This is a genomic window from Vibrio hangzhouensis (genome assembly GCF_900107935.1).
GTDB classification, from domain to species: domain Bacteria; phylum Pseudomonadota; class Gammaproteobacteria; order Enterobacterales; family Vibrionaceae; genus Vibrio; species Vibrio hangzhouensis.
Map to the genome: position 1 here is coordinate 1 of NZ_FNVG01000038.1, position 21,504 is coordinate 21,504.

Annotated in this window: 24 protein-coding genes and 1 tRNA gene; 9 read left to right on the forward strand and 16 right to left on the reverse strand. The window is 47.1% G+C overall.

Features of this window, described 5'->3' with window-relative positions; genetic code table 11:
* Positions 1–150: 150 nt before the first annotated feature.
* From minE to minC, 3 genes are read right to left on the reverse strand one after another with little or no spacing between them, the layout of a single operon-like run.
* Positions 151–414, reverse strand: coding sequence for a cell division topological specificity factor MinE (gene minE / locus C4S60_RS21805; protein ID WP_103882441.1), 264 nt, complete (start codon positions 412–414; stop codon positions 151–153).
* 3 nt (positions 415–417) lie between these two features.
* Positions 418–1,230 carry a septum site-determining protein MinD gene (gene minD, locus C4S60_RS21810; protein WP_103882443.1) on the reverse strand — a complete coding sequence of 271 codons (813 nt, stop codon included), beginning with the start codon at positions 1,228–1,230 and terminating at the stop codon, positions 418–420.
* Between the two features lie 21 nt (positions 1,231–1,251).
* The gene (gene minC / locus C4S60_RS21815) at positions 1,252–1,914 is read right to left on the reverse strand and encodes a septum site-determining protein MinC (protein ID WP_103882445.1); all 663 of its coding nucleotides are present in this window, start codon (positions 1,912–1,914) and stop codon (positions 1,252–1,254) included.
* Positions 1,915–2,093: 179 nt separating this feature from the next.
* Between minC and C4S60_RS21820 the strand changes: the two genes are divergently transcribed.
* Entirely contained in the window at positions 2,094–2,369 is a 276-nt protein-coding gene (locus C4S60_RS21820; protein WP_103882447.1) for a YcgL domain-containing protein, read from the forward strand.
* Positions 2,370–2,393: 24 nt separating this feature from the next.
* Complete coding sequence (locus tag C4S60_RS21825) at positions 2,394–3,371, forward strand: lytic murein transglycosylase (RefSeq protein ID WP_103882449.1); 978 nt, start codon at positions 2,394–2,396, stop codon at positions 3,369–3,371.
* Between the two features lie 93 nt (positions 3,372–3,464).
* On the opposite strand, the gene C4S60_RS21830 is transcribed toward C4S60_RS21825, so the two are convergent.
* Positions 3,465–4,247, reverse strand: coding sequence for an MBL fold metallo-hydrolase (locus tag C4S60_RS21830; protein WP_103882451.1), 783 nt, complete (start codon positions 4,245–4,247; stop codon positions 3,465–3,467).
* 198 nt (positions 4,248–4,445) lie between these two features.
* Entirely contained in the window at positions 4,446–5,309 is an 864-nt protein-coding gene (folD, locus tag C4S60_RS21835) for a bifunctional methylenetetrahydrofolate dehydrogenase/methenyltetrahydrofolate cyclohydrolase FolD (RefSeq protein WP_103882453.1), read from the reverse strand.
* 205 nt (positions 5,310–5,514) lie between these two features.
* Here folD and C4S60_RS21840 point away from each other — a divergent pair.
* Together C4S60_RS21840 and C4S60_RS21845 are read left to right on the forward strand one after the other, a co-directional pair.
* A tRNA-Arg gene (locus tag C4S60_RS21840) sits at positions 5,515–5,591 on the forward strand.
* Positions 5,592–5,695: 104 nt separating this feature from the next.
* Positions 5,696–6,895 (forward strand): DEAD/DEAH box helicase, encoded by a 1,200-nt coding sequence (locus C4S60_RS21845; RefSeq protein ID WP_103882455.1) that lies wholly within the window; start codon positions 5,696–5,698, stop codon positions 6,893–6,895.
* A 43-nt stretch (positions 6,896–6,938) separates the two neighbouring features.
* Here the strand turns inward: C4S60_RS21845 and C4S60_RS21850 are convergent, their stop codons facing one another.
* The 5 genes from C4S60_RS21850 to C4S60_RS21875 form a co-directional block, all read right to left on the reverse strand.
* Positions 6,939–7,391 (reverse strand): NfeD family protein, encoded by a 453-nt coding sequence (locus C4S60_RS21850; protein WP_208623295.1) that lies wholly within the window; start codon positions 7,389–7,391, stop codon positions 6,939–6,941.
* Complete coding sequence (locus C4S60_RS21855; RefSeq protein ID WP_103882457.1) at positions 7,388–8,323, reverse strand: SPFH domain-containing protein; 936 nt, start codon at positions 8,321–8,323, stop codon at positions 7,388–7,390. Before C4S60_RS21855 ends, C4S60_RS21850 begins: the two co-directional genes overlap by 4 nt.
* Before the next feature lie 223 nt (positions 8,324–8,546).
* Positions 8,547–9,401, reverse strand: coding sequence for a co-chaperone YbbN (locus C4S60_RS21860; protein ID WP_103882491.1), 855 nt, complete (start codon positions 9,399–9,401; stop codon positions 8,547–8,549).
* Positions 9,402–9,775: 374 nt separating this feature from the next.
* Positions 9,776–10,603 carry an SDR family oxidoreductase gene (locus C4S60_RS21870; protein WP_103882459.1) on the reverse strand — a complete coding sequence of 276 codons (828 nt, stop codon included), beginning with the start codon at positions 10,601–10,603 and terminating at the stop codon, positions 9,776–9,778.
* A gap of 65 nt (positions 10,604–10,668) precedes the next feature.
* Positions 10,669–11,583: a TIGR01777 family oxidoreductase gene (locus C4S60_RS21875; RefSeq protein WP_103882461.1), complete on the reverse strand. Its 915-nt coding sequence runs from the start codon at positions 11,581–11,583 to the stop codon at positions 10,669–10,671.
* A 313-nt stretch (positions 11,584–11,896) separates the two neighbouring features.
* On the opposite strand from C4S60_RS21875, the gene C4S60_RS21880 reads away from it, so the two are divergent.
* The 5 genes from C4S60_RS21880 to yfcE all read left to right on the forward strand — a co-directional run bounded on the left by C4S60_RS21880 (position 11,897) and on the right by yfcE (position 14,786).
* The gene (locus C4S60_RS21880; RefSeq protein WP_103882463.1) at positions 11,897–12,631 is read left to right on the forward strand and encodes a DUF1538 domain-containing protein; all 735 of its coding nucleotides are present in this window, start codon (positions 11,897–11,899) and stop codon (positions 12,629–12,631) included.
* Positions 12,628–13,437, forward strand: coding sequence for a DUF1538 domain-containing protein (locus C4S60_RS21885; RefSeq protein ID WP_103882465.1), 810 nt, complete (start codon positions 12,628–12,630; stop codon positions 13,435–13,437). Before C4S60_RS21880 ends, C4S60_RS21885 begins: the two co-directional genes overlap by 4 nt.
* Complete coding sequence (locus C4S60_RS21890) at positions 13,427–13,777, forward strand: P-II family nitrogen regulator (RefSeq protein ID WP_103882467.1); 351 nt, start codon at positions 13,427–13,429, stop codon at positions 13,775–13,777. Before C4S60_RS21885 ends, C4S60_RS21890 begins: the two co-directional genes overlap by 11 nt.
* A complete protein-coding gene (locus tag C4S60_RS21895) occupies positions 13,774–14,178 on the forward strand; it encodes a CBS domain-containing protein (protein ID WP_103882469.1) in 405 nt (134 codons plus the stop codon). Before C4S60_RS21890 ends, C4S60_RS21895 begins: the two co-directional genes overlap by 4 nt.
* A gap of 62 nt (positions 14,179–14,240) precedes the next feature.
* Positions 14,241–14,786 (forward strand): phosphodiesterase, encoded by a 546-nt coding sequence (gene yfcE / locus C4S60_RS21900; protein ID WP_103882471.1) that lies wholly within the window; start codon positions 14,241–14,243, stop codon positions 14,784–14,786.
* Positions 14,787–14,859: 73 nt separating this feature from the next.
* Here the strand turns inward: yfcE and crr are convergent, their stop codons facing one another.
* The 6 genes from crr to corC all read right to left on the reverse strand — a co-directional run bounded on the left by crr (position 14,860) and on the right by corC (position 21,445).
* Entirely contained in the window at positions 14,860–15,369 is a 510-nt protein-coding gene (gene crr / locus C4S60_RS21905; RefSeq protein WP_103882472.1) for a PTS glucose transporter subunit IIA, read from the reverse strand.
* Between the two features lie 41 nt (positions 15,370–15,410).
* Positions 15,411–17,138, reverse strand: coding sequence for a phosphoenolpyruvate-protein phosphotransferase PtsI (ptsI, locus tag C4S60_RS21910; RefSeq protein WP_103882473.1), 1,728 nt, complete (start codon positions 17,136–17,138; stop codon positions 15,411–15,413).
* Positions 17,139–17,274: 136 nt separating this feature from the next.
* Positions 17,275–17,532, reverse strand: a complete 258-nt coding sequence (locus C4S60_RS21915) for an HPr family phosphocarrier protein (RefSeq protein ID WP_006075478.1) — start codon at positions 17,530–17,532, stop codon at positions 17,275–17,277.
* Positions 17,533–17,830: 298 nt separating this feature from the next.
* The gene (gene cysK / locus C4S60_RS21925; protein WP_103882475.1) at positions 17,831–18,799 is read right to left on the reverse strand and encodes a cysteine synthase A; all 969 of its coding nucleotides are present in this window, start codon (positions 18,797–18,799) and stop codon (positions 17,831–17,833) included.
* A gap of 201 nt (positions 18,800–19,000) precedes the next feature.
* Entirely contained in the window at positions 19,001–20,506 is a 1,506-nt protein-coding gene (gene lnt / locus C4S60_RS21930; protein WP_103882477.1) for an apolipoprotein N-acyltransferase, read from the reverse strand.
* Between the two features lie 42 nt (positions 20,507–20,548).
* Complete coding sequence (gene corC, locus C4S60_RS21935) at positions 20,549–21,445, reverse strand: CNNM family magnesium/cobalt transport protein CorC (protein WP_103882479.1); 897 nt, start codon at positions 21,443–21,445, stop codon at positions 20,549–20,551.
* Positions 21,446–21,504: the final 59 nt, after the last annotated feature.

Genomic DNA, 21,504 nt, shown 5'->3' on the forward strand with positions numbered 1-21,504 from the left:
AGGCAAGAGAATAGTCTCTTTGGGTGCGTTTACTTGTTGATTTCATAACACTCTCCAATTTCATGTTGGAAATGTGTCAACCTTATTTAGGACGGAACAGTGGATTAAAAAAGGCTCGCATTGGCGAGCCTTTTTCATTCAGAGCGACGATTACTTGTCATCCTCCGGCAACTGGACGTTTAACTCCAGTACACTGATGTCGTCATCTTTGTGTTCAAACGACAGTTCAACCATGGATGGATCGACCTCCACATACTTGGCGATCACATTCAGAATGTCTTCTTTCAACTGCGGAAGGTAGGTCGGCGAAGGTGAGCCTTCACTGCGACGTTCTGCGACGATGATTTGTAGACGCTCTTTGGCCAGGTTAGCCGATGTTTTTTTCTGTGGGCGGAAAAATTCGAGTAGCGACATAGCTTAACCCCCAAACAGACGTTTTAAGATACCTTTCTTCTGCTCGGTCAAGAAGCGGAAGTCGACCTGTTCACCGAGCAGACGTTCGACTGTGTCTGCGTACGCCATGCCCGCATCGGATTCTTCGTCAAAAATAACCGGGATACCTTTGTTGGAAGCGTTCAGTACCGCCTGACTTTCTGGGATGACGCCCAGTAGTGAAATGTGCAGGATCTCTTCCACATCTTCCACAGACAGCATTTCGCCTTGGGTAACGCGAGCCGGGTTATAACGAGTCAACAACAGATGCTGTTTTACCGGTTCCAGTCCTTCTTCTGCTCGGCGAGATTTGGAGTCAAGAATGCCCAGAATTCGGTCTGAGTCGCGCACAGAAGAGACTTCTGGGTTTGTAGTGACAATGGCTTCATCTGCAAAGTAAAGCGCCATTAGAGCGCCTTGTTCGATGCCAGCAGGGGAGTCGCAGATAACAAAATCGAAGCCCATTTGGTCAAGGTCATCCAACACACGACGCACACCCTCTTTGGTCAGAGCATCTTTATCTCGGGTTTGTGACGCAGGAAGAATAAACAGGTTGTCGGTACGCTTGTCTTTAATCAGCGCCTGATTGAGCGTCGCTTCACCATTAATGACATTGACAAAGTCATATACAACGCGGCGCTCACAACCCATGATCAGATCCAGATTACGCAGGCCAATATCGAAGTCGATAACGGCAGTTTTTTTTCCTTTCAGAGCCAGACCAGACGCGATTGCCGCGCTGGAAGTTGTTTTACCAACGCCACCTTTACCTGACGTTACAACAATAATGCGTGCCATTATTCGTTTTCCTTAAAATTATTATATGGTGAGAATTTCGAGGTCGAGCTGATCATTGGTCATGCCGAACAGCACCTTTTTACCCCAATAGTCACGTTCAATCTGATCACTGAGCCAATAATGTCCGGCAATGGACACCAGCTCAGCTTGTAAATCGTTACACAGGATCTTCGCATCACTGGAGCCACTGGCTCCAGCAATAGCACGTCCTCTTAAAGTGCCATGGATATGAATCGTGCCATCAGCGATCACTTCAGCACCGGCACTCACATGGCTTAAAATCACAAGGTCACTGTTTTTGGCATAGACTTGTTGACCAGAGCGAACAGGGGTACGGACGATTTTAGTTGGTTCCATTTTAGCCGGAGCCTGTGAAGGGGCCTTACTGGCCGTCATCACGGCAAAGCCCGCTTCTGTTGCCAGATTCTGGTTCCGTTTATCCACACAACCGGTCACGCCTACCGGAATCATTCCTATCTCTTCAACACCAAGTTTTAAATCGCGATAGTTAATATCGCCCTGTACTTGGCTGACATTAAGAACAACGGGTGCAGCAGCAAAAAAGGTCGGTGCCTGGTCGACTTTCTGTTTCAAGAAATGAACTGCTGTGGAGACATCGTTGTCAGAAAGATGCAACACCGATAAGGTGAAGCTACTGCCTTTCAGATCTGGGGATTGAGACATGAATGATCAAATCCTTGTGCCAATGACATTGCTTTTGATTAGGCTAATCATGTTATATTTCCACACTACAGACGGCAAGCTATCTTGCTCTCAAATGGATAATTAACTGTCAATTTTCCATAAACTAACCCAATACTTTCTTCCATTTGAGAAGATCGGCGACAATAAGAGATATATCAATGCTTTGTTCAATCTATAAAAGCACAAAAAAAGAAGGGGCGTATCTATACATCGCCAAAAAAGATGACTTTTCAGAGGTGCCCGATGCCTTGATGGAAATGTTCGGTAAACCTACGCTTGTTATGGTAGTGAATCTTACCGGACGCACGCTTGCACAGGTGGATGTCGATAAAGTCAAAACCTCAATCCAAAACGAGGGCTTTTTCTTACAACTTCCGCCACCACCAGAAAACTTACTAGAAAAATACAAAGAGCAAAAAGCTCAGCAAAAGTAGTACGAATGCTCAGGGGAGGGCAGGGTGAAGAGAGTATTGTCAGTGATGCTAGGAGCGAGCCTAGCGACGAGCGCGATGGCGCAGGACAAAGGCACGTTTGAAGAATATGTTGCCGGTCTCAAAGAGGAAGCCAGACAACAAGGCATTTCGGAGCAAATTTTAACCGAAGCGTTTAAAGGCGTGGAATACAAACCAAGAGCGGTAACGGCGGACCGTAATCAACCAGAGAAGAGACTGACGCTCGATGAATACATACCCCGTGCAGTACCTGACTGGAAAGTCAAACAGGCCAAAGAGCTGCATAACAAGCATTACGCTGAGTTGAAACGTATCGGCGACCAATACGGTGTGCAGCCTAGATTCATCGTCGCGTTGTGGGGTGTAGAGAGTAACTTTGGCCGCTTTACCGGCAACTATCGCGTTATTGATGCACTGTCGACTCTCGCGTACGAAGGGCGTCGTGAAGCCTTCTTCCGCAAAGAGGCACTAGCGGCACTGACGATTCTGGAGCAGGGGCATATTGCTCCGGATGCCATGAAGGGCTCCTGGGCAGGTGCCATGGGCCAGAGCCAGTTTATGCCGAGCTCCTTCTTAAGTTTCGCCGCGGATGGCAATGGGGATGGTAAAAAAGATATCTGGGACTCAGAAGCGGACGTGTTTGCCTCGACGGCTAACTATCTGGCTAAGTCCGGGTGGGATGATAAGTACACCTGGGGACGCCAGGTGAAAGTACCACATGGCATCTCTCCGGACCTTCAAGGCCGAGAAGCAGAGAAAGGTAAATATCTGCAGGAGTGGAGCAAACTTGGGGTCACTCGTTACGATGGCAGGCCCCTGCCTAAGCTAGATGATGACATTAAGGCCTGGCTTATCATGCCTGATGATGAAAATGGGCGAGTGTATCTGGTGTATAACAATTACAACGTGTTAATGAAGTGGAATCGCTCGTACTATTTTGCGTTGGCAGTTAGCCACCTGGCTGATCGGATCGCGATGGAATAATAGGCGATTCACGATAACGGATTCCGTTTTGATGAAGGGGCATAGGTCGTACAGCGATTCGTGCCCCTTTTATTTTTGACGCCAGCGGATTGCTTAATGGATATTAGGTAGGTGATAGGTCAGATTGTAAGGGATGGCCCATGGTAATAATTTGGGTGCCGCCAGTGTGGCATCTCGCGTTAGACGCGTGCTGCTGTATTCCTGCTCGCTCACCTTGTCATTAAGCATGACGTTGTCGGCTTTTTGAGTTGCCAATGTCGTACTGACCACTGGCTCGTCACTGTCCTGTGGATAGTCATGACAAAGGTAGACATTTGTGTTGTCTGGCAGTGAAAACAGCCTCTTAATCGAATGATAAAGTGTGCTGGCGCTGCCTCCGGGAAAATCGACACGTGCAGTACCTCTTGCGGGAGCGAAGAGGGTATCACCAACAAAGATATTTTCGCCGAGCGCAAAGGTCAGGTCAGTTGGTGTGTGACCAGGTGTAGCAAGAACCGAAATTACATGGTCTCCAAACGGTAGCTCATCACCGTCTTCCACAAGTAAATCAAATGCAGCCAAAGGCTCGTTTTGCAATTTATCTCTCCAGTTATCATAAACTTCTACAATGCGTTTACTGATAACTGTTTTCCCGCCACAGTGCTGTTGCAATCGTTTTGAACCGGTCAGGTGATCGGCATGAATATGGGTCTCAAGAATATAGTCCAGGGTGACGCCCTGAGATTCAATCTCGTCAATAATCTGCTGCAGTGACGTGCTGGTGACGACACCGTCCTGAAAGTCCAGAACTGGGTCAATGACCGCAGCGTGACTACCTCGGGTAATAAGGTAGGTCAAGGTTCCAGTGGAACGATGAAAAAAGGGGTGAATGTTCATAGGTTCGACAAAGCTCCGTATTGATATTTAAAGCAACGCCTAACCCAAGACTAGTTCATCCATCGCTAACCTCAAGGGGGAAAAAGGAGAGGGGAAGAGACTAGTGCATCGCGCTGTATCGCGCCAATTGAACAAGTTAGCCCATAAAAAAAGCAGCAAAACGAGAAGGTTCTGCTGCTTCATTTATCTCAAAAAGCTCTATTTTGACGTGGTGTGGAACTGTTCGCACGCGATCATGGTGTTCTCAATCAAGCTGGCCACAGTCATCGGTCCTACACCACCCGGTACGGGTGTAATGAAGCTGGCGTTATCTCGGGCAACATCGTATTCAACATCACCAACCAAGGTACCATCTTCCAGACGGTTAATACCCACATCGACCACGACAGCTCCTTTTTTGATCCAGTTACCCGGAACAAAATTTGGTTTGCCCACCGCGACCACAACGACGTCAGCTTGACGGACGTGGCTTTCTAAATCTTTGGTAAAACGGTGGCAGGTAGTTGTCGTACACCCGGCAAGTAGCAGTTCTAATGTCATTGGACGACCAACGATATTCGAAGCACCAACAATCACTGCGTGTTTACCACGAAGCTGAATGTTGTAGCGATCCAACAGGGTGATAATGCCTTTTGGTGTACATGAACGCAGCTTTGGAATTCGCTGTGCCAAACGACCGACGTTGTAGGGATGGAAACCATCGACGTCTTTTTCCGGAATGATACGCTCCAATACGTGAGTTGTATCGATACCCGCAGGGAGTGGCAGCTGTACCAGAATCCCATCGACTTCTGGATCGTTGTTTAGCTCATCAACCAACGCCAGAAGTTGCTCTTCGGAAGCGTTGGCAGGTAAATCATAAGATTTAGAAACAAAGCCAACTTCTTCACACGCGCGGCGCTTACTTCCGACATAGACTTGGGAAGCAGGATCTTCACCGACCAGAACTACCGCCAACCCCGGAGCTCTTAGTCCTGCATCGGTTCTCGCTTTTACACGAGCAGCAACTTCTGAGCGGACGGTTTGAGAAATCAGTTTCCCATCAATGTTTTGAGCAGACATAATTTTCCTTGCGAAAGTTAATTGGCTGTTATTTTTGTGTGCATTGTCCCAGAAATTTATTTCAAAAGCTACAACGCAAACGTTTGCATTGGTGTGTTTTTCGTCTTTTATCTATGTGTTGATTTTTTTTTGGGCATTTGAACCGGTATCGGCAATAAAGCCATTGATTTACCTCTCTCAACTCGTATAATCCTTTCCCTGTAGCGCGCCCTTAGCTCAGCTGGATAGAGCACGTCCCTTCTAAGGATGTGGTCGTAGGTTCGAATCCTACAGGGCGTGCCATTTATTAAAGACCCCTGATAGCTCTCTGAGTTGTCAGGGGTTTTGCTTTTTACGGACCTTTGTCTGCTACACTATCTGCAATTCATTGTTTAAGAGAGTTCACCATGTCTTTTGCTAAATTGGGGTTAAGTCAGCCTGTATTGGATGCCATTAATGCGGTGGGGTACCAAAAACCGACCACGATTCAGAATAAGGCCATCCCGATTATTTTGCAGGGTGACAACCTGATAGCGGCGGCGCAAACCGGTACTGGTAAGACGGCGAGCTTTGTTTTACCGATCATTGAAAGGTTGAGCAAAGGGGAAACCCAGCGTAAGAAACGCGCTCGGGCGATCATTTTGGCCCCAACTCGTGAATTGGCAATGCAGGTGAACCAGAGCATTGAAGCTTATGCTCAGTTTACCTCTATTACTTCGATGGCTATGTACGGTGGTGTGGATTACGCGCCACAAAAGCAGGCGCTGATTGATGGTGTGGACATTGTCGTTGCGACTCCAGGTCGTTTGATTGATCTCTACGGGCAACGAGCTATTCACTTTGACGAACTGGAAGTGCTGGTGCTCGATGAAGCGGACAAAATGCTCGATATGGGCTTCATTGAGGCAATCAACAAGATCATTGCAAGGGTGCCTGAAGAGGCGCAAAACCTGCTGTTTTCTGCCACGTTGTCAAATCCGGTCAGGGAGTTGGCTAGATCGGCCATTGCAGATCCTCAGGAGATCTCAATCGCGAAACACAGTGCGTCAAAAAGCAATATTAAACAATGGATAGTGACGGTTGACAAAGACATGAAATCGTCACTGTTGAGCCATTTGCTACAAGAGAAACAATGGAAGCAGGCGCTAATCTTTATTGAAACCAAGCATGGTGCAGCAAAGCTGGTAAGCCAACTGGAGAAGCGCGGCATTGCGGCTGAAGCTTTCCATAGCGGGCGAAACCAGAAAGTTCGTCAACAGTTGATAGAGTCGTTCAGAGCGGGTGAGATTCAATATCTCGTGGCAACGGGGGTGGCAGCTCGCGGTATTGATATTGAGAACTTGCCGGTCGTGATTAACTACGACTTACCATACCCTGCTGATGAGTATGTACACCGTATCGGCCGTACCGGACGTGCAAATGCGGTGGGCGAAGCCGTGTCACTGGTGTCAAAGGACAACTTTAAGAACTTGTGTATGATTGAAAGTCGTCTGGGTCATTTATTAGACCGAGTAGAGATAGAAGGCTTTGTACCAAGGAAACCTGTGCCAGTCTCGATTCTAAATTACGTGCCTAAACATAAGCGTGAAGCAAAAAGCGAGCAATAACGATAGTTAAAAAACGCCCTCAAATAACGTTGAGGGCGTTTTGTTATTCGACTTTCTCAATCAACAGTGTGATGCCATCCACATCGATGACTCGCACTCTGGTACCTGACGATAGCGGTTCGTCACTGTACGCAGACCAGGAGGTGTCACCAAGCCGGATTCGGCACTTGCCTCGCTGAACATCCTGATCCAGAACCGTTATCTGTCCAACCAACTGTTTGTCTTTTTGATTCAGTATTCGTTGTTGATCGGAATCTTTATCGTCTTTGTACTGTTTGCGCCACCACAACCAGGTGAGCACAAGAGCGAAGACACCAAAGCTCACCCACTGTAATTGCCAGCTGATGGGGACGAACGCCAGCACGATACCTACTAGCATGGCAGCAATACCAAGCCATAGCATATAGCCAGCTGTGCCAAGTAGCTCTCCACAAAGTAGAAGCAGTCCTAGCGCTAACCAGTGCCAGTAATTTACCTGACTGAGCAGTTCTATCACGCTTTATCCTCTTTAGATGTCGATTTGGATTGATTAAACATTTCTGCAATGCCCGCCACAGAGCCCATCAATCCGGTTGCTTCTAGCGGCAACATGATAATTTTGCCGTTATTCGCTTGCCCAATGGACTTAATCGCGTCGGTATAACCCTGAGCAATGAAGTAATTGACCGCTTGCATGTCGCCCTGAGCAATAGCGGTGGAAACCATCTCTGTTGCCTTAGCCTCCGCTTCTGCTTGTCTTTCTCGTGCTTCTGCTTGAAGTATAGCAGCCTGCTTGTCGCCTTCTGCTCTGAGAATCTCCGATTGCTTATGGCCTTCTGCCTTAAGAATCTCAGCTTGTCGTACCCCTTCTGCTTCGAGGATTTCAGCGCGTTTGTTACGTTCTGCCTTCATCTGAGCATTCATTGCTGCGGTCAAATCGGCGGGCGGTTGCACGTCACGGATCTCGATACGAGTAACTTTGACACCCCATGGATTGGTGGCCTCATCGACAATGGACAACAGTTTAGTGTTGATGGAGTCGCGCTGGCTCAACATCTCATCCAGTTCCATTGAGCCCAGCACGGTACGCATGTTGGTCAGGGTTAAGTTTCTAATGGCATGTTCAAGATCGTTGACTTCGTATGCGGCTTTGGCCGCGTCAACCACTTGTACGAAACAGACGGCGTCAATAACGACATTCGCGTTGTCTCGGGAGATCACTTCCTGAGGTGGGATATCCAGAACGCGCTCCATCATATTGACCTTGTTACCAATGGAGTCAATAAATGGAATAATCAGATTAAGACCAGGATTCAGAGTATGGGTGTAGCGGCCGAATCGCTCGACAGTCCAGTTATTTCCCTGAGGAACGGTTTTCACACCTGCTACGATAAATACAACCGCAACCAGGATAAATCCACCGATGGTGATCATTGCATCAATTGCCATGAGAGTTTCCTTGTTTTCAACCTACGTGTGTCCAGTATACAAGTATATGAATAGAATACTGTGTAACAGTGTGTAATTTTTAAACAAATAATAATTAAGTTTATCAGAGCGTTAGATAAACGGCGGTGGAGATCACAATGGGTTTTAGCGGAATGCGAGGGGAGTCAAACAACAGAAAGCGAACGTAGGATGTTGCTTTCTGTTGCAAAGGGGGCGAATTATCTTAGTAAAGCAGCGAGTATAACTGGCGACGATACTTGGCTGCGACGGGGTTGCCTTGACCCAATGCCGACAGGATATCCATAAAGGCTTTTTTGAGGTCGCCGTCCAGAGCATTGAGATCCCGGCTCAGTGGTGTCCAGATCAGCGCCAGTGCTTCTTCGTCGCGATTGACTTGGTGATACTGCAGACCAAGTTCTGCGATAAGCTTGATGTCAGTCGGGTTGCTTTGAAGCGCCGCTTCCAGAGACTGGATTTCAGGACTGTCGGCTGCTTGCTTATGCAGTTCAAGTTTCGACACTAGCGATTTGTAAAAGTTATCTTTGTATTCCATCGGAATAGCATTAAGGACTTGCTCCGCCACATCAAACTGATGGGTTTCTAACAGGCAGTTCGCCAGCGCCAGCTTGATTTCACCTTTCTGTTTATATTCGTCAGACAGTCCATTTAACAAAGTTATTGCTGTTTCAAACTCGCCCTGTTGGGATAGTTCAAGGGCTTTTCTGGCATTGAGTTCATCTTCGCTGGGCAGATGCTTGGTCAGCATGCCTTTGACAGCTTCTATTGACTGTGGACCACCTAGCCCGTCAACAGGCTGTCCATTAACAAACAGAGCGATAGTAGGCAGTGCCTGAACCCCAAATTGTCCCGCAATGGCCTGTTGTTCTTCGCAATTGAGAAGTGCCAGGGTATATGCACCCGCGTATTGTTCGGTTAACGCCTTCAATGAAGGGATGATTTGCGCACTTTCCTCGCTCATCGGTGCCCAGAAGTGGATGAGCACCGGGGCAGTCATCGACGCTTCGAGTACTTGGCGGAAGTTTTGCTCATTTAAATCAACAATGTACGCTGGTTGCATTGAATTATCCTTGTCAGTGATTTGCATCTTTCTCCCTCCAAGATTGGTATGAATGGCTGAGAATTCAAGGTCATGCCGGTAAGAAAGGGGAATTTAGGTACCAAAACGCCGCGTCATAGACGCGGCGTTGATGGATTCCAGAAGTGCAGCCAGCAAAGGTGTTCAGAACATGACAAAATACGTCAGTGTCACACCCACAGCCAGCCAGTTGAGCTGATTTAGCGTCATCTTTCGAATTCCAAGTAATATCGCTGTGAGTCATCCAAGATTAAGGTGTCGACAATAGAAAACCGTTGTAGAACACCTGGGGTGGTAAAACCACTGTGAGCAATATATCGCTGTTATGTGACACTAAAATTACAAATGATCGTTTTTTATGCGGCTTTTCGCAGAATAGGGTCTAGCCACTTGCCAGGCAGCATCCGTTTGAGTACTGCAAACACCTTAGTAGGGGTGGTGATACGATAGCGCAGCTTAGGTGATTTAGACTCCAGAGCATCAAGTAATGGAGGAATGCAAGACTCCGGTGGTAGAACAAACTGATTGTTGGAGCCTTCGGCAGTCAGACGATTCAGTTGTTGATGGTAGTCCACCTTATGCGGACTCGACTCAATATTGATCCATTTAAGGAAAGCGGCTTTTGCATTCGCTCTGAAGTGAGTTTCAATCGGGCCTGGTTCAATTAGCATCACCTTGATATTGGTGCCGTGCAGTTCGAGCCTGAGCGTATCTGTCCAACCTTCCAAAGCAAACTTAGAAGCGTTATAAGCCCCGCGATACTTCATAGCGGCAAAACCGAGCACCGAACTGTTCTGAATGATTCGGCCTTCTCCACGGTTACGCATGATAGGGAGCACGAGTTTTGTCAGCTCATGCCAGCCAAAAAAATTGGCTTCGAACTGCTCTCGCAATGCATCAGTCGGTAGGTCCTCCAATGCCCCTGGCTGGCCGAAAGCCCCATTATTAAATAGTGCATAGAGATTTCCTTCGCACAAGGCAGAGGCTTTCTGAACGGCAAGCTTGATGCTTCTGGGATCGGCGAGGTCGAGCTGGATACAGGTCAGGCCTTCTTGTTTAAGCCTGTCAACGTCAGCTTGTTGGCGACACGAAGCGATGACCTGGTAGCCTTTTTTCTGAAGTGCGTGTGCAGCCACGTAGCCAATTCCAGTGGAACATCCGGTGATGAGAATCGCTTTTGCCATTGTTGCGTTAACCCTATGATATGTTTTCCCATAACATAACGATTAACGACTACTGACCGCAAGTGTTAGCGACCGTTTGACACAATATTTTTTAACGCAGGCTCAATGTGTGGGAACGAAAAATTAAATCCAATTTCGGTCAGCTTTTTGGGTTTCGCTCGCACACTGTCAAACAACAGGCATGACGATTCCCCCATAGCAAGCTTCAGTGCCCATTTGGGTGTCATCAGAAAGTGTGGACGTCCCAAAGCTTTGGCCAGTGCTTTACTGAATACCGAATTGGTAACAGCATGAGGAGAGCAAAAGTTATATGGGCCTTCGGCATGCTCTGTTTCCAGCAAGCAAACAATGCCACGTACCATATCAAGAATGTGTATCCATGGGATGTATTGCTGACCATCACCAATGGGGCCTCCTAAGCCTAGCTTGTACGGCAGTATCATTTTCGCCAGTGCACCACCGTGTTCTCCGAGGACAACCCCTGTCCGTAGCAGGCAGACTCGCGTATGTGCAGACTGGGCACGCAACGCAATATGTTCCCATTGTTCACACACCTTATGAGCAAAATTGTCCTGATGCACATGCAGGCTTTCATCAAATGGGTGATCTTGTTGGTCGCCGTAGTAGCCTACGGCAGAGCCTGAAATAAAGATACCGGGGGGCTCGGTACTGGCGTGAATCAGTTCGACAATTCTTTCGGTAGTTTTCCAGCGACTATCACAAATGCGTTTTTTTTGGGCTTTTGTCCAGCGTTTATCAGCGATGGGTTCACCAGCGAGGTTAATCACGGCGTCGAACCCGTTCAGGTCACTGAATGAGTCCAGAGAGTGAATATAGGTGATGTTGCCGACATCGGTGTAATGCAATGTATGCTTGGCGGCCTGCTCATTTCTGGTTAGCAGAGTGACAGAATGTGTTGTCAGATGTTTAAGGAGCTCTCTACCAATAAATCCGGTTCCGCCTGTCACAAGCAAATTCATTCCATCTCCCCTCTGACACAAATCGCCATAACGGCTACAAACCAATGACCCTAACTCTTAAGGTTACTTGGGTACGACACATGATTATGTGGTGAATCAAGCTCAAACCCTAGCAGGGATTCAAGCAAGCATGGGTTTAAATATAGCAACGAATCATAGGATTAACTAACACCATGTTATTGAGGGTTTACTGGGTAGCCTTCACACATTTGAGAGCACAGCTCAAATGACAGCAAACATTGCCATTTGTGTCACATCTTCTTACATTTAACTTTGTCATCATCAAGTTATCGGATTGTTAGCAGGAGTGGTAATGCAGGGAATAATAGCGCTCCTTAGAGCTATGGTAAGCAGTTTCAAGGATTTGATGCCTATTGTCCTTGTGGTGCTGTTTTTCCAGCTTGTCGTGCTTCAGGAACCACTTCCCAATGTGCTTTCTATATTACTCGGCCTACTTCTGGTGGTGCTTGGGCTGACCTTTTTTGTGTTTGGGCTCGAAATGGGGTTATTTCCAATTGGTGAGTCCATGGCACAGTCATTTGCCCGCAAAGGCAGTGTGTTTTGGTTGATGGTGTTCTCTTTTTGTCTTGGCTTTGGCACAACGATTGCGGAACCTGCATTGACCGCTGTCTCTGCAGAGGCGGCAGAAGTAGCAGCAGAAGGGGGGAAAATCCCGATAACTGAAGAGGCAATGCAGGATTATGCCGATGGTTTGCGTCTATCTGTAGCGGTATCTGTGGGTCTGGCTATTGTACTTGGGGTACTCCGAATCCTTAAGGGCTGGCCTATCCATCGTCTGATTATCGGCGGCTATATTGGCGTCGTGATCCTGACCTGGTTTGCCCCAGAATACATCATAGGGGTTGCCTATGATTCCGGTGGGGTGACCACATCGACCATTACAGTTCCTCTGGTGACGGCATTAGGGGTAGGGTTGGCCAGCACAATAAAAGGACGGAACCCAATGTTAGACGGATTCGGCCTGATTGCGTTTGCTTCGCTGCTGCCGATGATGTTTGTTATGGTTTATGGGATGGTGGCAGTATGAGTATTGTCCTGGAATTCCTGACCACTCTTCTACTGACTATCCGTGATGTCACACCCATCATGGTTATCATTTTCGGCTTCCAGTTTGCGATTCTAAAAAAACCAATCACCAATCCCCTTAAAGTCATGCTGGGCTTTGGTTATGTCATTATTGGCCTGAGCCTGTTCTTAGTTGGGCTAGAAATGGCGCTGTTCCCTCTGGGTGAAACCATGGCGATGCAGTTGACGGCTCCTGATTTCCTCGAGCAGGTTAAAGTCACTGTGGGTTTGCAGTTAACCTGGGTCGACTATTACTGGGTATATTTGTTTGCATTTTGTATTGGCTTTAGTACCACTATTGCTGAGCCCTCGCTGTTGGCCGTGGCGATTAAAGCCAATCAGGTCTCCGCAGGCGCTATTTCTGTGAACGGTCTTCGTGTTGCGGTGGCATTGGGAGTGGCCTTTGGAATTGCACTTGGTAGCTATCGTATCGTGGTAGGTGACCCAATTCACTTTTACATCATTGCCGGTTACATATTGGTGGTCTTGCAGACCTATTACGCTCCGAAGTTCATTATCCCGCTTGCTTATGATTCAGGAGGGGTGACGACGTCAACGGTGACTGTACCTTTGGTGACCGCGTTGGGATTGGGATTAGCATCAACGGTTCCTGGGCGTAATCCAATGATTGATGGCTTTGGCCTTATTGCTTTTGCCAGTTTATTCCCCATTATTTCTGTAATGGCCTACGCACAGATGACCCAGTGGTTGAATAGCCGCTCACTTTCAACGGCAGAGGATTCAAAGGAGAAAAAAGATGCGCTTTAAGCTGATTCTTGCATTTGTCGAAGATAGCAAAACCGACCAGGTTCTTGATGCGGCCCGCAATGCTGGCGCAACAGGAGCAACGGTGATCAATAACGCCAGAGGGGAGGGGCTTAACAAAAAGCGAACCTTTTTTGGCTTAACTCTGGAAGTGCAAAAAGATGTGCTGTTGTTTGTGGTTGAAGAGCATTTATCCCGTCACATTCTGGAGACCATCAATGAAGTTGGTGAGTTTGATCAGACTTCCGGTCAGGGAATAGCCGTTCAAATTGACATTGAGGACGCGGTGGGCGTGGCCCATCAGGTAGAAACATTAACCAAAGTGGTAGAGGATGAGCTATGAGTCGACATGAGAAAGTGTGTGTACGAGATGTCATGGCAAACAGTTATGTCATGGTCGATGGTCTTACAACAGTGCACGAGGGCATAGTGTTGGCCAAAGAGCATCAAGTGAAAGCGCTAGTGGTCGAAAAGCGCCACGACGAGGACGAGTACGGCATTGTCTTGATGAACGATATTGCTAAAAAAGTGCTGGCGCAGAATCGGTCACCACTGCGCACCAATATTTATGAAATCATGACCAAGCCAGCCTTGTCTGTCAGCCCGAACATGAACGTGAAATACTGTGCTAGGTTGTTTGAACGTTTTGGCATCAGTCGTGCGCCAGTCATTGAGCACGGTAAGGTTATTGGCATGGTCAGTTACAATAATATCGTGGTAAACGGTATGCTCAGGGAAGAATAGCACGGCAGTCGCGTGTTAACTCAGTTACAATATGTTGGTAAATAAGTATTGGAGACTGATGAATGAAGTTATTCTTTGCATCCGATCTGCACGGCAGTCTGGAGGCGACAGAGAGAGTGTTGGAGCATTACCGACAATCTGGCGCCGAACACTTGGTCGTGCTTGGGGATGTACTCAATCATGGCCCGAGAAACCCGGTACCGGAAAGCTACAATCCGCCTAAGGTTGCGGAGTTGCTGAATGAGCACAAAGCATCGATTATTGCCGTCAGAGGTAACTGTGACAGTGAAGTGGATCAGATGTTGCTTGAGTTCCCTATGATGAGCGATTACGCATGGGTAATGTTGCCCACCGGGCAAAGGTTGTTTCTGACACACGGTCATCTCTACAACGGGGAAAAGAGACCTGCGCTAAAACGGGGCGATGTGATTGCTCATGGGCATACCCATATTCCGGTAGCAGAGTGGCAGGGAGAGCAAATTATTTTCAACCCAGGCTCTATCACATTCCCAAGAAATGGTTATGCCGCGAGTTACGGTCTACTAAAGGACGATCAGTTGAGCGTTATGACTTTTGATGGAGAAGTACTGGCTTCGATAACGTTGTAATCCAGTCTTTTTCTGAACAGCAGGCATAAAAAAACGCAGCGAAAGCTGCGTTTTTTCTACTGCGATTAACTAATTACTTAGTTACACGTAGTACAGGTGTTTCGCCAACAGAAACTGAACCAGCAAGCTTATTAAGCTCTTTGATTTCGTCCATGTTAGAGATAACAACAGGCGTTAGAGTTGATTTCGCTTTCTCTTCTAGAAGAGCTAGGTCGAATTCAATGATAGTGTCGCCCGCTTTCACTGTTTGGCCTTCTTCAGCGATACGCTTGAAGCCTTCGCCTTTCAGTTCAACAGTGTCGATACCGAAGTGAACAAATAGCTCGATGCCGTCGTCAGATTCGATAGAGAACGCGTGGTTCGTTTCGAAGATCTTACCGATAGTACCGTTTACAGGAGCTACCATCTTGTCACCAGCTGGCTTGATCGCGATACCGTCACCAACGATTTTCTCAGCAAATACAACATCTGGCACATCTTCGATGTTTACGATTTCACCAGATAGAGGTGCGATGATTTCGATTGCACCAGTGTCAGCGCTGTCGTCAGATACTAGCTTCTTCAGTTTGTCAAACAGACCCATGTTGTGCTCCTAAAGGTTTGATTTTGTTCTGCTCAATTATATTAGCAGTTTGTCTTTTCTGCGATAAATTTTTCGACGTGTGCCTCAATTTCTGCAGCAGTCGCCATTTCTAGCGCTTCATCAGCCATTGCTTTCACTTCTGCGAAGTTAGCGTTGCGGATTACTTTCTTAACCTTAGGAATTGAAATACCGCTCATACTAAACTCGTCCAGGCCCATGCCCAGTAGAAGTAGAGTTGCACGCTCGTCACCAGCAAGCTCACCACACATACCAGTCCACTTACCTTCTTTATGAGAAGCGTCAATCACTTGCTTGATTACTGTTAGTACAGCAGGTGAAAGTGGGTTGTATAGGTGAGAAATAAGCTCATTACCACGGTCTACTGCTAGAGTATACTGAGTTAAGTCGTTAGTACCAATACTAAAGAACGAAACTTCTTTCGCCAGGTGGTGAGCAATCGCTGCCGCAGCAGGAGTTTCAACCATTACGCCGATTTCGATGTTTTCGTCAAATGCCAGGCCTTCTGCACGAAGTTCTGCTTTGTATTCTTCGATAGCTGCTTTCAGTTCGCGAATCTCTTCAACAGAGATGATCATTGGGAACATGATGCGTAGCTTACCGTGTGCTGATGCACGTAGGATACCACGTAGCTGGTCACGAAGAATCTCACGACGATCCAAGCTGATGCGAACTGCACGCCAGCCAAGGAATGGGTTCATCTCTTGAGGAAGGTCTAGGTAAGGTAGATCTTTGTCACCACCGATATCCATAGTACGGATAATTACCGCGTGACCGTGCATTGCTTCTGCAACTTCTTTATAAGCTTGATACTGTTCTTCTTCAGTAGGAAGAGCAGTGCGGTCCATGAATAGGAATTCTGTACGATACAGACCAACACCTTCACCGCCATTACGGTTGATGCCATCGCAGTCTTTAACTGTACCGATGTTACCGCAAACTTCTACACGGTGACCGTCTAGAGTTTCTGCTGGTAGGTCTTTAAGTTTTGCTAGTTCCTCTTTTTCTGCAAGGAACGCTGCACGTACCGCTTTAGCTTCGTCAATCTCAGCCTGAGTTGGGTTTACGATGATCTTGTTGTTCATCGCGTCAAGAACCAACATGTCGCCATTGTTCACTTTCTTAGTGATGTCGTTAGTACCAACAATCGCAGGAAGTTCTAGTGAACGAGCCATGATAGAAGTGTGCGAAGTACGACCGCCGATGTCACATGCGAAACCTAGCACGTAATCAAGGTTGATTTGCGCAGTTTCAGATGGAGTCAGGTCGTAAGCAACTAGGATAACTTCTTCATCGATATCACCTAGTGATACGATGTTGATGCCCAGAGCATTTTTCACGAAACGAGTACCGATATCACGGATATCAGTTGCACGTTCTTTTAGGTATTCATCATCTAGAGATTCTAGTGCAGTCGCTTGCTCTTCAATGACAGTATGAATTGCGTTGTCTGCTGATAGTTTGTCTTTTTTGATGAGTGCTAGGATTTCCTCTTCTAGCTCTTCATCTTCAAGAAGCATGATATGGCCTTCGAAGATAGCCTCTTTCTCTTCACCAAAAGTTTCAAGCGCTTTCTGCTTAACAACTTCCAGCTGTTGAGCTGATTTGTTGCGTGCGTCAAAAAAACGCGCAACTTCTGCTTCAACTTGGTCATCTGAAATGGTCGACGTGTTTAGAACAATCTCGTCTTCTTGAAGTAGTAGTGCTTTACCAATAGCAATACCAGGAGATGCTAGGATGCCTGAAATCATAGCTTTACCTTTATGTGGTCTAGTGTATTAAAGATTGGATAGTTATTAGCTACTAATTATGTGTAGCTGATAGCTTGAGCTATTTCCAATAAAGCCATTCTGTTTTCACAAAATGGCTTTAAGAGGAACTGGTCTATTAGTGAAGCTCAGGGATTAGAGCTACTAGGTGGTCAACTGCTTGTTGAGCTTGTGGGCCTTCAGCAGAGATAGTGATAGTAGTGCCTTTAACTAGACCTAGAGTTTGTAGTTTGAATAGGCTTTTTGCGCTAGCGCTTTTGCCGTTAGTAGCCACAGTGATGTCAGCGTCAAATGCTTTTGCTTCTTTAACGAACTGAGCAGCCGGACGAGTGTGTAGGCCGTTTTCTGCTGTGATTTCTACTTGCTTCTCGTACATTTTTTATACCCCAATTGATTTGTTTTATGTTTAGTTTCTAGACCAAGCAAAGCTTATCGCTAAATGTTACGCCTCGCTATAGTACGAAAGTCATAACTGTTAAGATTTGTGTCGGACTAGAATTGTAGGACATGATTGCAGTCTTCGCTGTATACATGTCGTACGAAATTCTCGATTTAGCCTATTTATTTTTTGGCTTAAAATAAAACTGTCCTGATATTACCAAAGGCTGACAGAGATTCAACAAAAAAGCCCCTAAAAGGGGCTTTTTTCGTGCAAAAATTGATTTGGCAACATATTACTGCTGAATCTCTTTGTCAGTAAATATACCTGCAAACAATGCTGTGCTTAGGTAACGCTCACCTGAGCTAGGTAGTACGGTGACAATGGTTTTTCCTTTAAATTCAGGTAGTTCTGCAATTCTATTGGCAGCTACAACGGCAGCGCCAGATGAAATTCCTGCCAGAATACCTTCCTCTTCCATCAGGCGACGTGCCATTTCAATGGCTTCTTCCGATGTGACCTGTTCAACGCGGTCTACCAGCTCGAGATCCAAGTTTTCAGGGATAAATCCTGCGCCGATGCCCTGAATCTTGTGAGGAGCTGGTTGGATTTCATCGCCAGCCAGAGCCTGAGTGATCACTGGTGATTCCGCTGGCTCTACAGCAACGGAAACAATTGCTTTACCTTTTTCACCTTTGATGTAACGGCTTGTACCTGTAATCGTACCACCGGTGCCCACACCGGCAACGAACACATCCACTTCACCATCTGTCGCATCCCAGATTTCCGGACCAGTTGTCTTTTCATGGATAGCTGGGTTAGCAGGGTTGTTGAACTGTTGAAGCAGTAAGTACTTCTCAGGATTAGAAGCGACAATTTCTTCTGCTTTGGCGATAGCACCCTTCATGCCTTTCGCTGCTTCAGTTAGTTCTAGGTTAGCACCTAGTGCCTTAAGTAGCTTACGACGCTCAAGACTCATCGATTCAGGCATCGTAAGTGTCAGTTTGTAACCGCGAGCTGCTGCAACAAATGCAAGAGCAATACCTGTGTTACCACTGGTTGGCTCTACGAGTTCAACGCCCGGTTTTAGTGTGCCTGCTTTTTCCGCTTCCCAGATCATGTTGGCACCAATACGGCACTTAACACTGAAGCTAGGGTTACGCGCTTCGATTTTTGCAAGAACGTTACCGTTACTCACTTTGTTCAGACGCACGAGAGGAGTGTTACCAATTGTCAGGGAGTTATCTTCGTAAATCTTGCTCATTATTATGTTCCTTCATTCAACCATCGTGGTTATTGATCACCAGATAAGCATATGACTTTGTATGGCAAGGTAAAAGAATCAAAAAGTTATATATTATGGAAGAAAGTATAGAAGTGACGATGTCGGGCAGGTGTTAGTCGGGTAAAGTGCTCAACCAGGTTACTGATTATCTCGTTAAATCAGTAACCTGTATTGGATTCTTTAAGTTCTTCGTCTGATAAAGCCAAACACAGCACACATGGCGACCCAAATGTAGAGTGGCCAGGTGCCGACCTCACGATACCAGGTTGTGCCGTCGGTTGGTGTCACCTCGGCTTTCAGTACCGCTGTTTCAAACTGAGGTACCTCAGCAATGATTTGACCTCTATGGTCAGTAATTGCGGTGATACCGTTGTTGGTAGAGCGAATGAGTGGCAAACCTAATTCCAGAGCACGCATTCTGGCGATCTCCATATGTTGCAAGGGGCCGATAGATCGTCCAAACCAAGCGTCATTAGACAGAGTCAGCAGGAAGTCGGTTTCATTTGTCACATTTTGTCGTACTTGCTCACCAAAAATGATCTCGTAGCACAGTGCTGGTGCCAGGTGCATGCCATTTGCGATGATGTTTGGTTGCACATAAGCGCCACGGCTGAATGAAGACATTGGTAGATTAAAGAAAGGCGCGATAGGCCTTAAGATATCACCAAAGGGCACAAATTCACCGAAAGGTAACAGATGGTGCTTGTGGTAACGTTCATCAAGATCGAGCTCGTAGTCACCGTAGGGCGTCTGACCTACCACGAGAATACTGTTGTAGTAGTCACCGGTTTCAGTTTTGTTGATTACACCCGTGATGACCGCAGAGTGGTTCATCTTGGCGGCAGAATCCAGATTACTCAGAAAAGAAGGCAGTTCGAACTCCATTGCCGGAATAGCGGCCTCAGGCCAGATAATAATATCCGCGTCCCAGTTTTCACGACTGAGGTCAGTGTATTTCATGATGGTTGGCCAGCGATGGTTTGGCATCCACTTCATCGCTTGATCAACATTACCCTGAATCAAAGCCACCGATTTGGTGCGTTCCTGGGCCGGTGTAACCCAGTGATAGTTGCGCAGACCAAAGCCAGTTGCAAAAATTACCAGGGGTATCAGAGCCAGCTGCCACTGTCGGGCGATGGTTAGGTAGACACAGCTTGCGGCGGTAATCATCATGAGTAGCGTGATCAGTTCGACGCCCCCGATAGGTGCAAAGCTCGCTAATGGAGAATCAATCTGACTGTAACCCAACCACAACCATGGGAAACCGGTCATGACCCAGCCGCGAGCCCAGTCAAATAACAGCCAAAGCGCTGGCGCGGCTACGAAATAGCGAGTTTTACTGTCGTTCGGGAAGAAGCGGTTGAGAGACCAGGCAAACAGAGCAGAATAGACCGACAGATAGCCAACCAGCAACGCCATCAGAAACAAACTGGCTATTTTGGGCATTCCGCCAAAGGTGTCTATGCTGACATGGACCCAACTGATCCCGGTTGCAAACTGACCCAGCCCCCAGGCATACCCTGTCCAAAAGGCGCTCTTATTGCTGCGGCCACGGATAAGCAGCAACAGTAGGAATGGGCTGACAATGGCCAGTGGCCATATCTGATAAGGGGCGAAGGCAAGAGTGGTGCTCGCACCAACAAAAGCGGCCCCGATGGGCCGCAGTATGCGAAGAGGTTTCTTCATTTATTATCTTCTCACTTATCCGGTGAGCCTCAAGCGTCGAGATTATTCTTCAATGCTTGGTGTGGCTTCTTGGTCAGGAATGGTTACTTGGACCTGTACCACGCGACGATTATCCGCCGCGGTCACCTTAAAGTTGTAATTTTCTATTTCGACCACTTCACCTCGGGAAGGCAAGTGACCAAATGCAGTCATGATTAAGCCACCTACGGTATCGACTTCTTCATCACTAAAGCTTGAGCCAAATGTTTCATTGAACTCTTCGATAGTGGTCAGTGCCTTTACTGCAAAGGTATGCTTACTTAGCTTTCTGATATCCAACTCATCATCATCATCGAATTCGTCTTCGATTTCACCAACGATTTCTTCGAGAATATCTTCGATGGTCACCAGACCTGATACTCCACCAAACTCGTCGACGACGATAGCCATGTGATAACGCTCTTCCCGGAACTCCTTAAGCAGGCGATCGACACGCTTACTTTCGGGAACCACCACAGCAGGGCGAATCACTTCTTCAATATCAAACGGGGCGCTGTCAGAGCCCAAGTAACGGAGGAGGTCCTTAGCTAAGAGGATGCCTTCTACATGGTCTTTATCTTCGCTAATGACAGGGTAGCGAGAGTGCTGTGCGTCAGTCATCAGCTCGATAAGTTTATCGAGGTCGTCGGATCGCTCAATAGTAACCATTTGTGAGCGTGGCAGCATAATATCGCGCACGCGCATCTCAGAAATTTCCATGACACCTTCGAGCATGTCTCGGGTATCGTGGTCAATCAGGTCGTTTTCTTCCGAGTCGCGGATAACATCTACGAGCTCTTGGCGGTCTTTAGGTTCGCCTTGAAAAATTTGACCCAGGCGCTCAAAGAAGGACTTTCTACTCGGACCTTCAGATTTTTTACTGTTTCCCTCTGGTTGAGAGGGAGAAGACTCTTCGTTCATGACTTCTCAATTCAGAATGCTATCAGATGTGTGATAGCGCACATACGCAAGCGAGTATT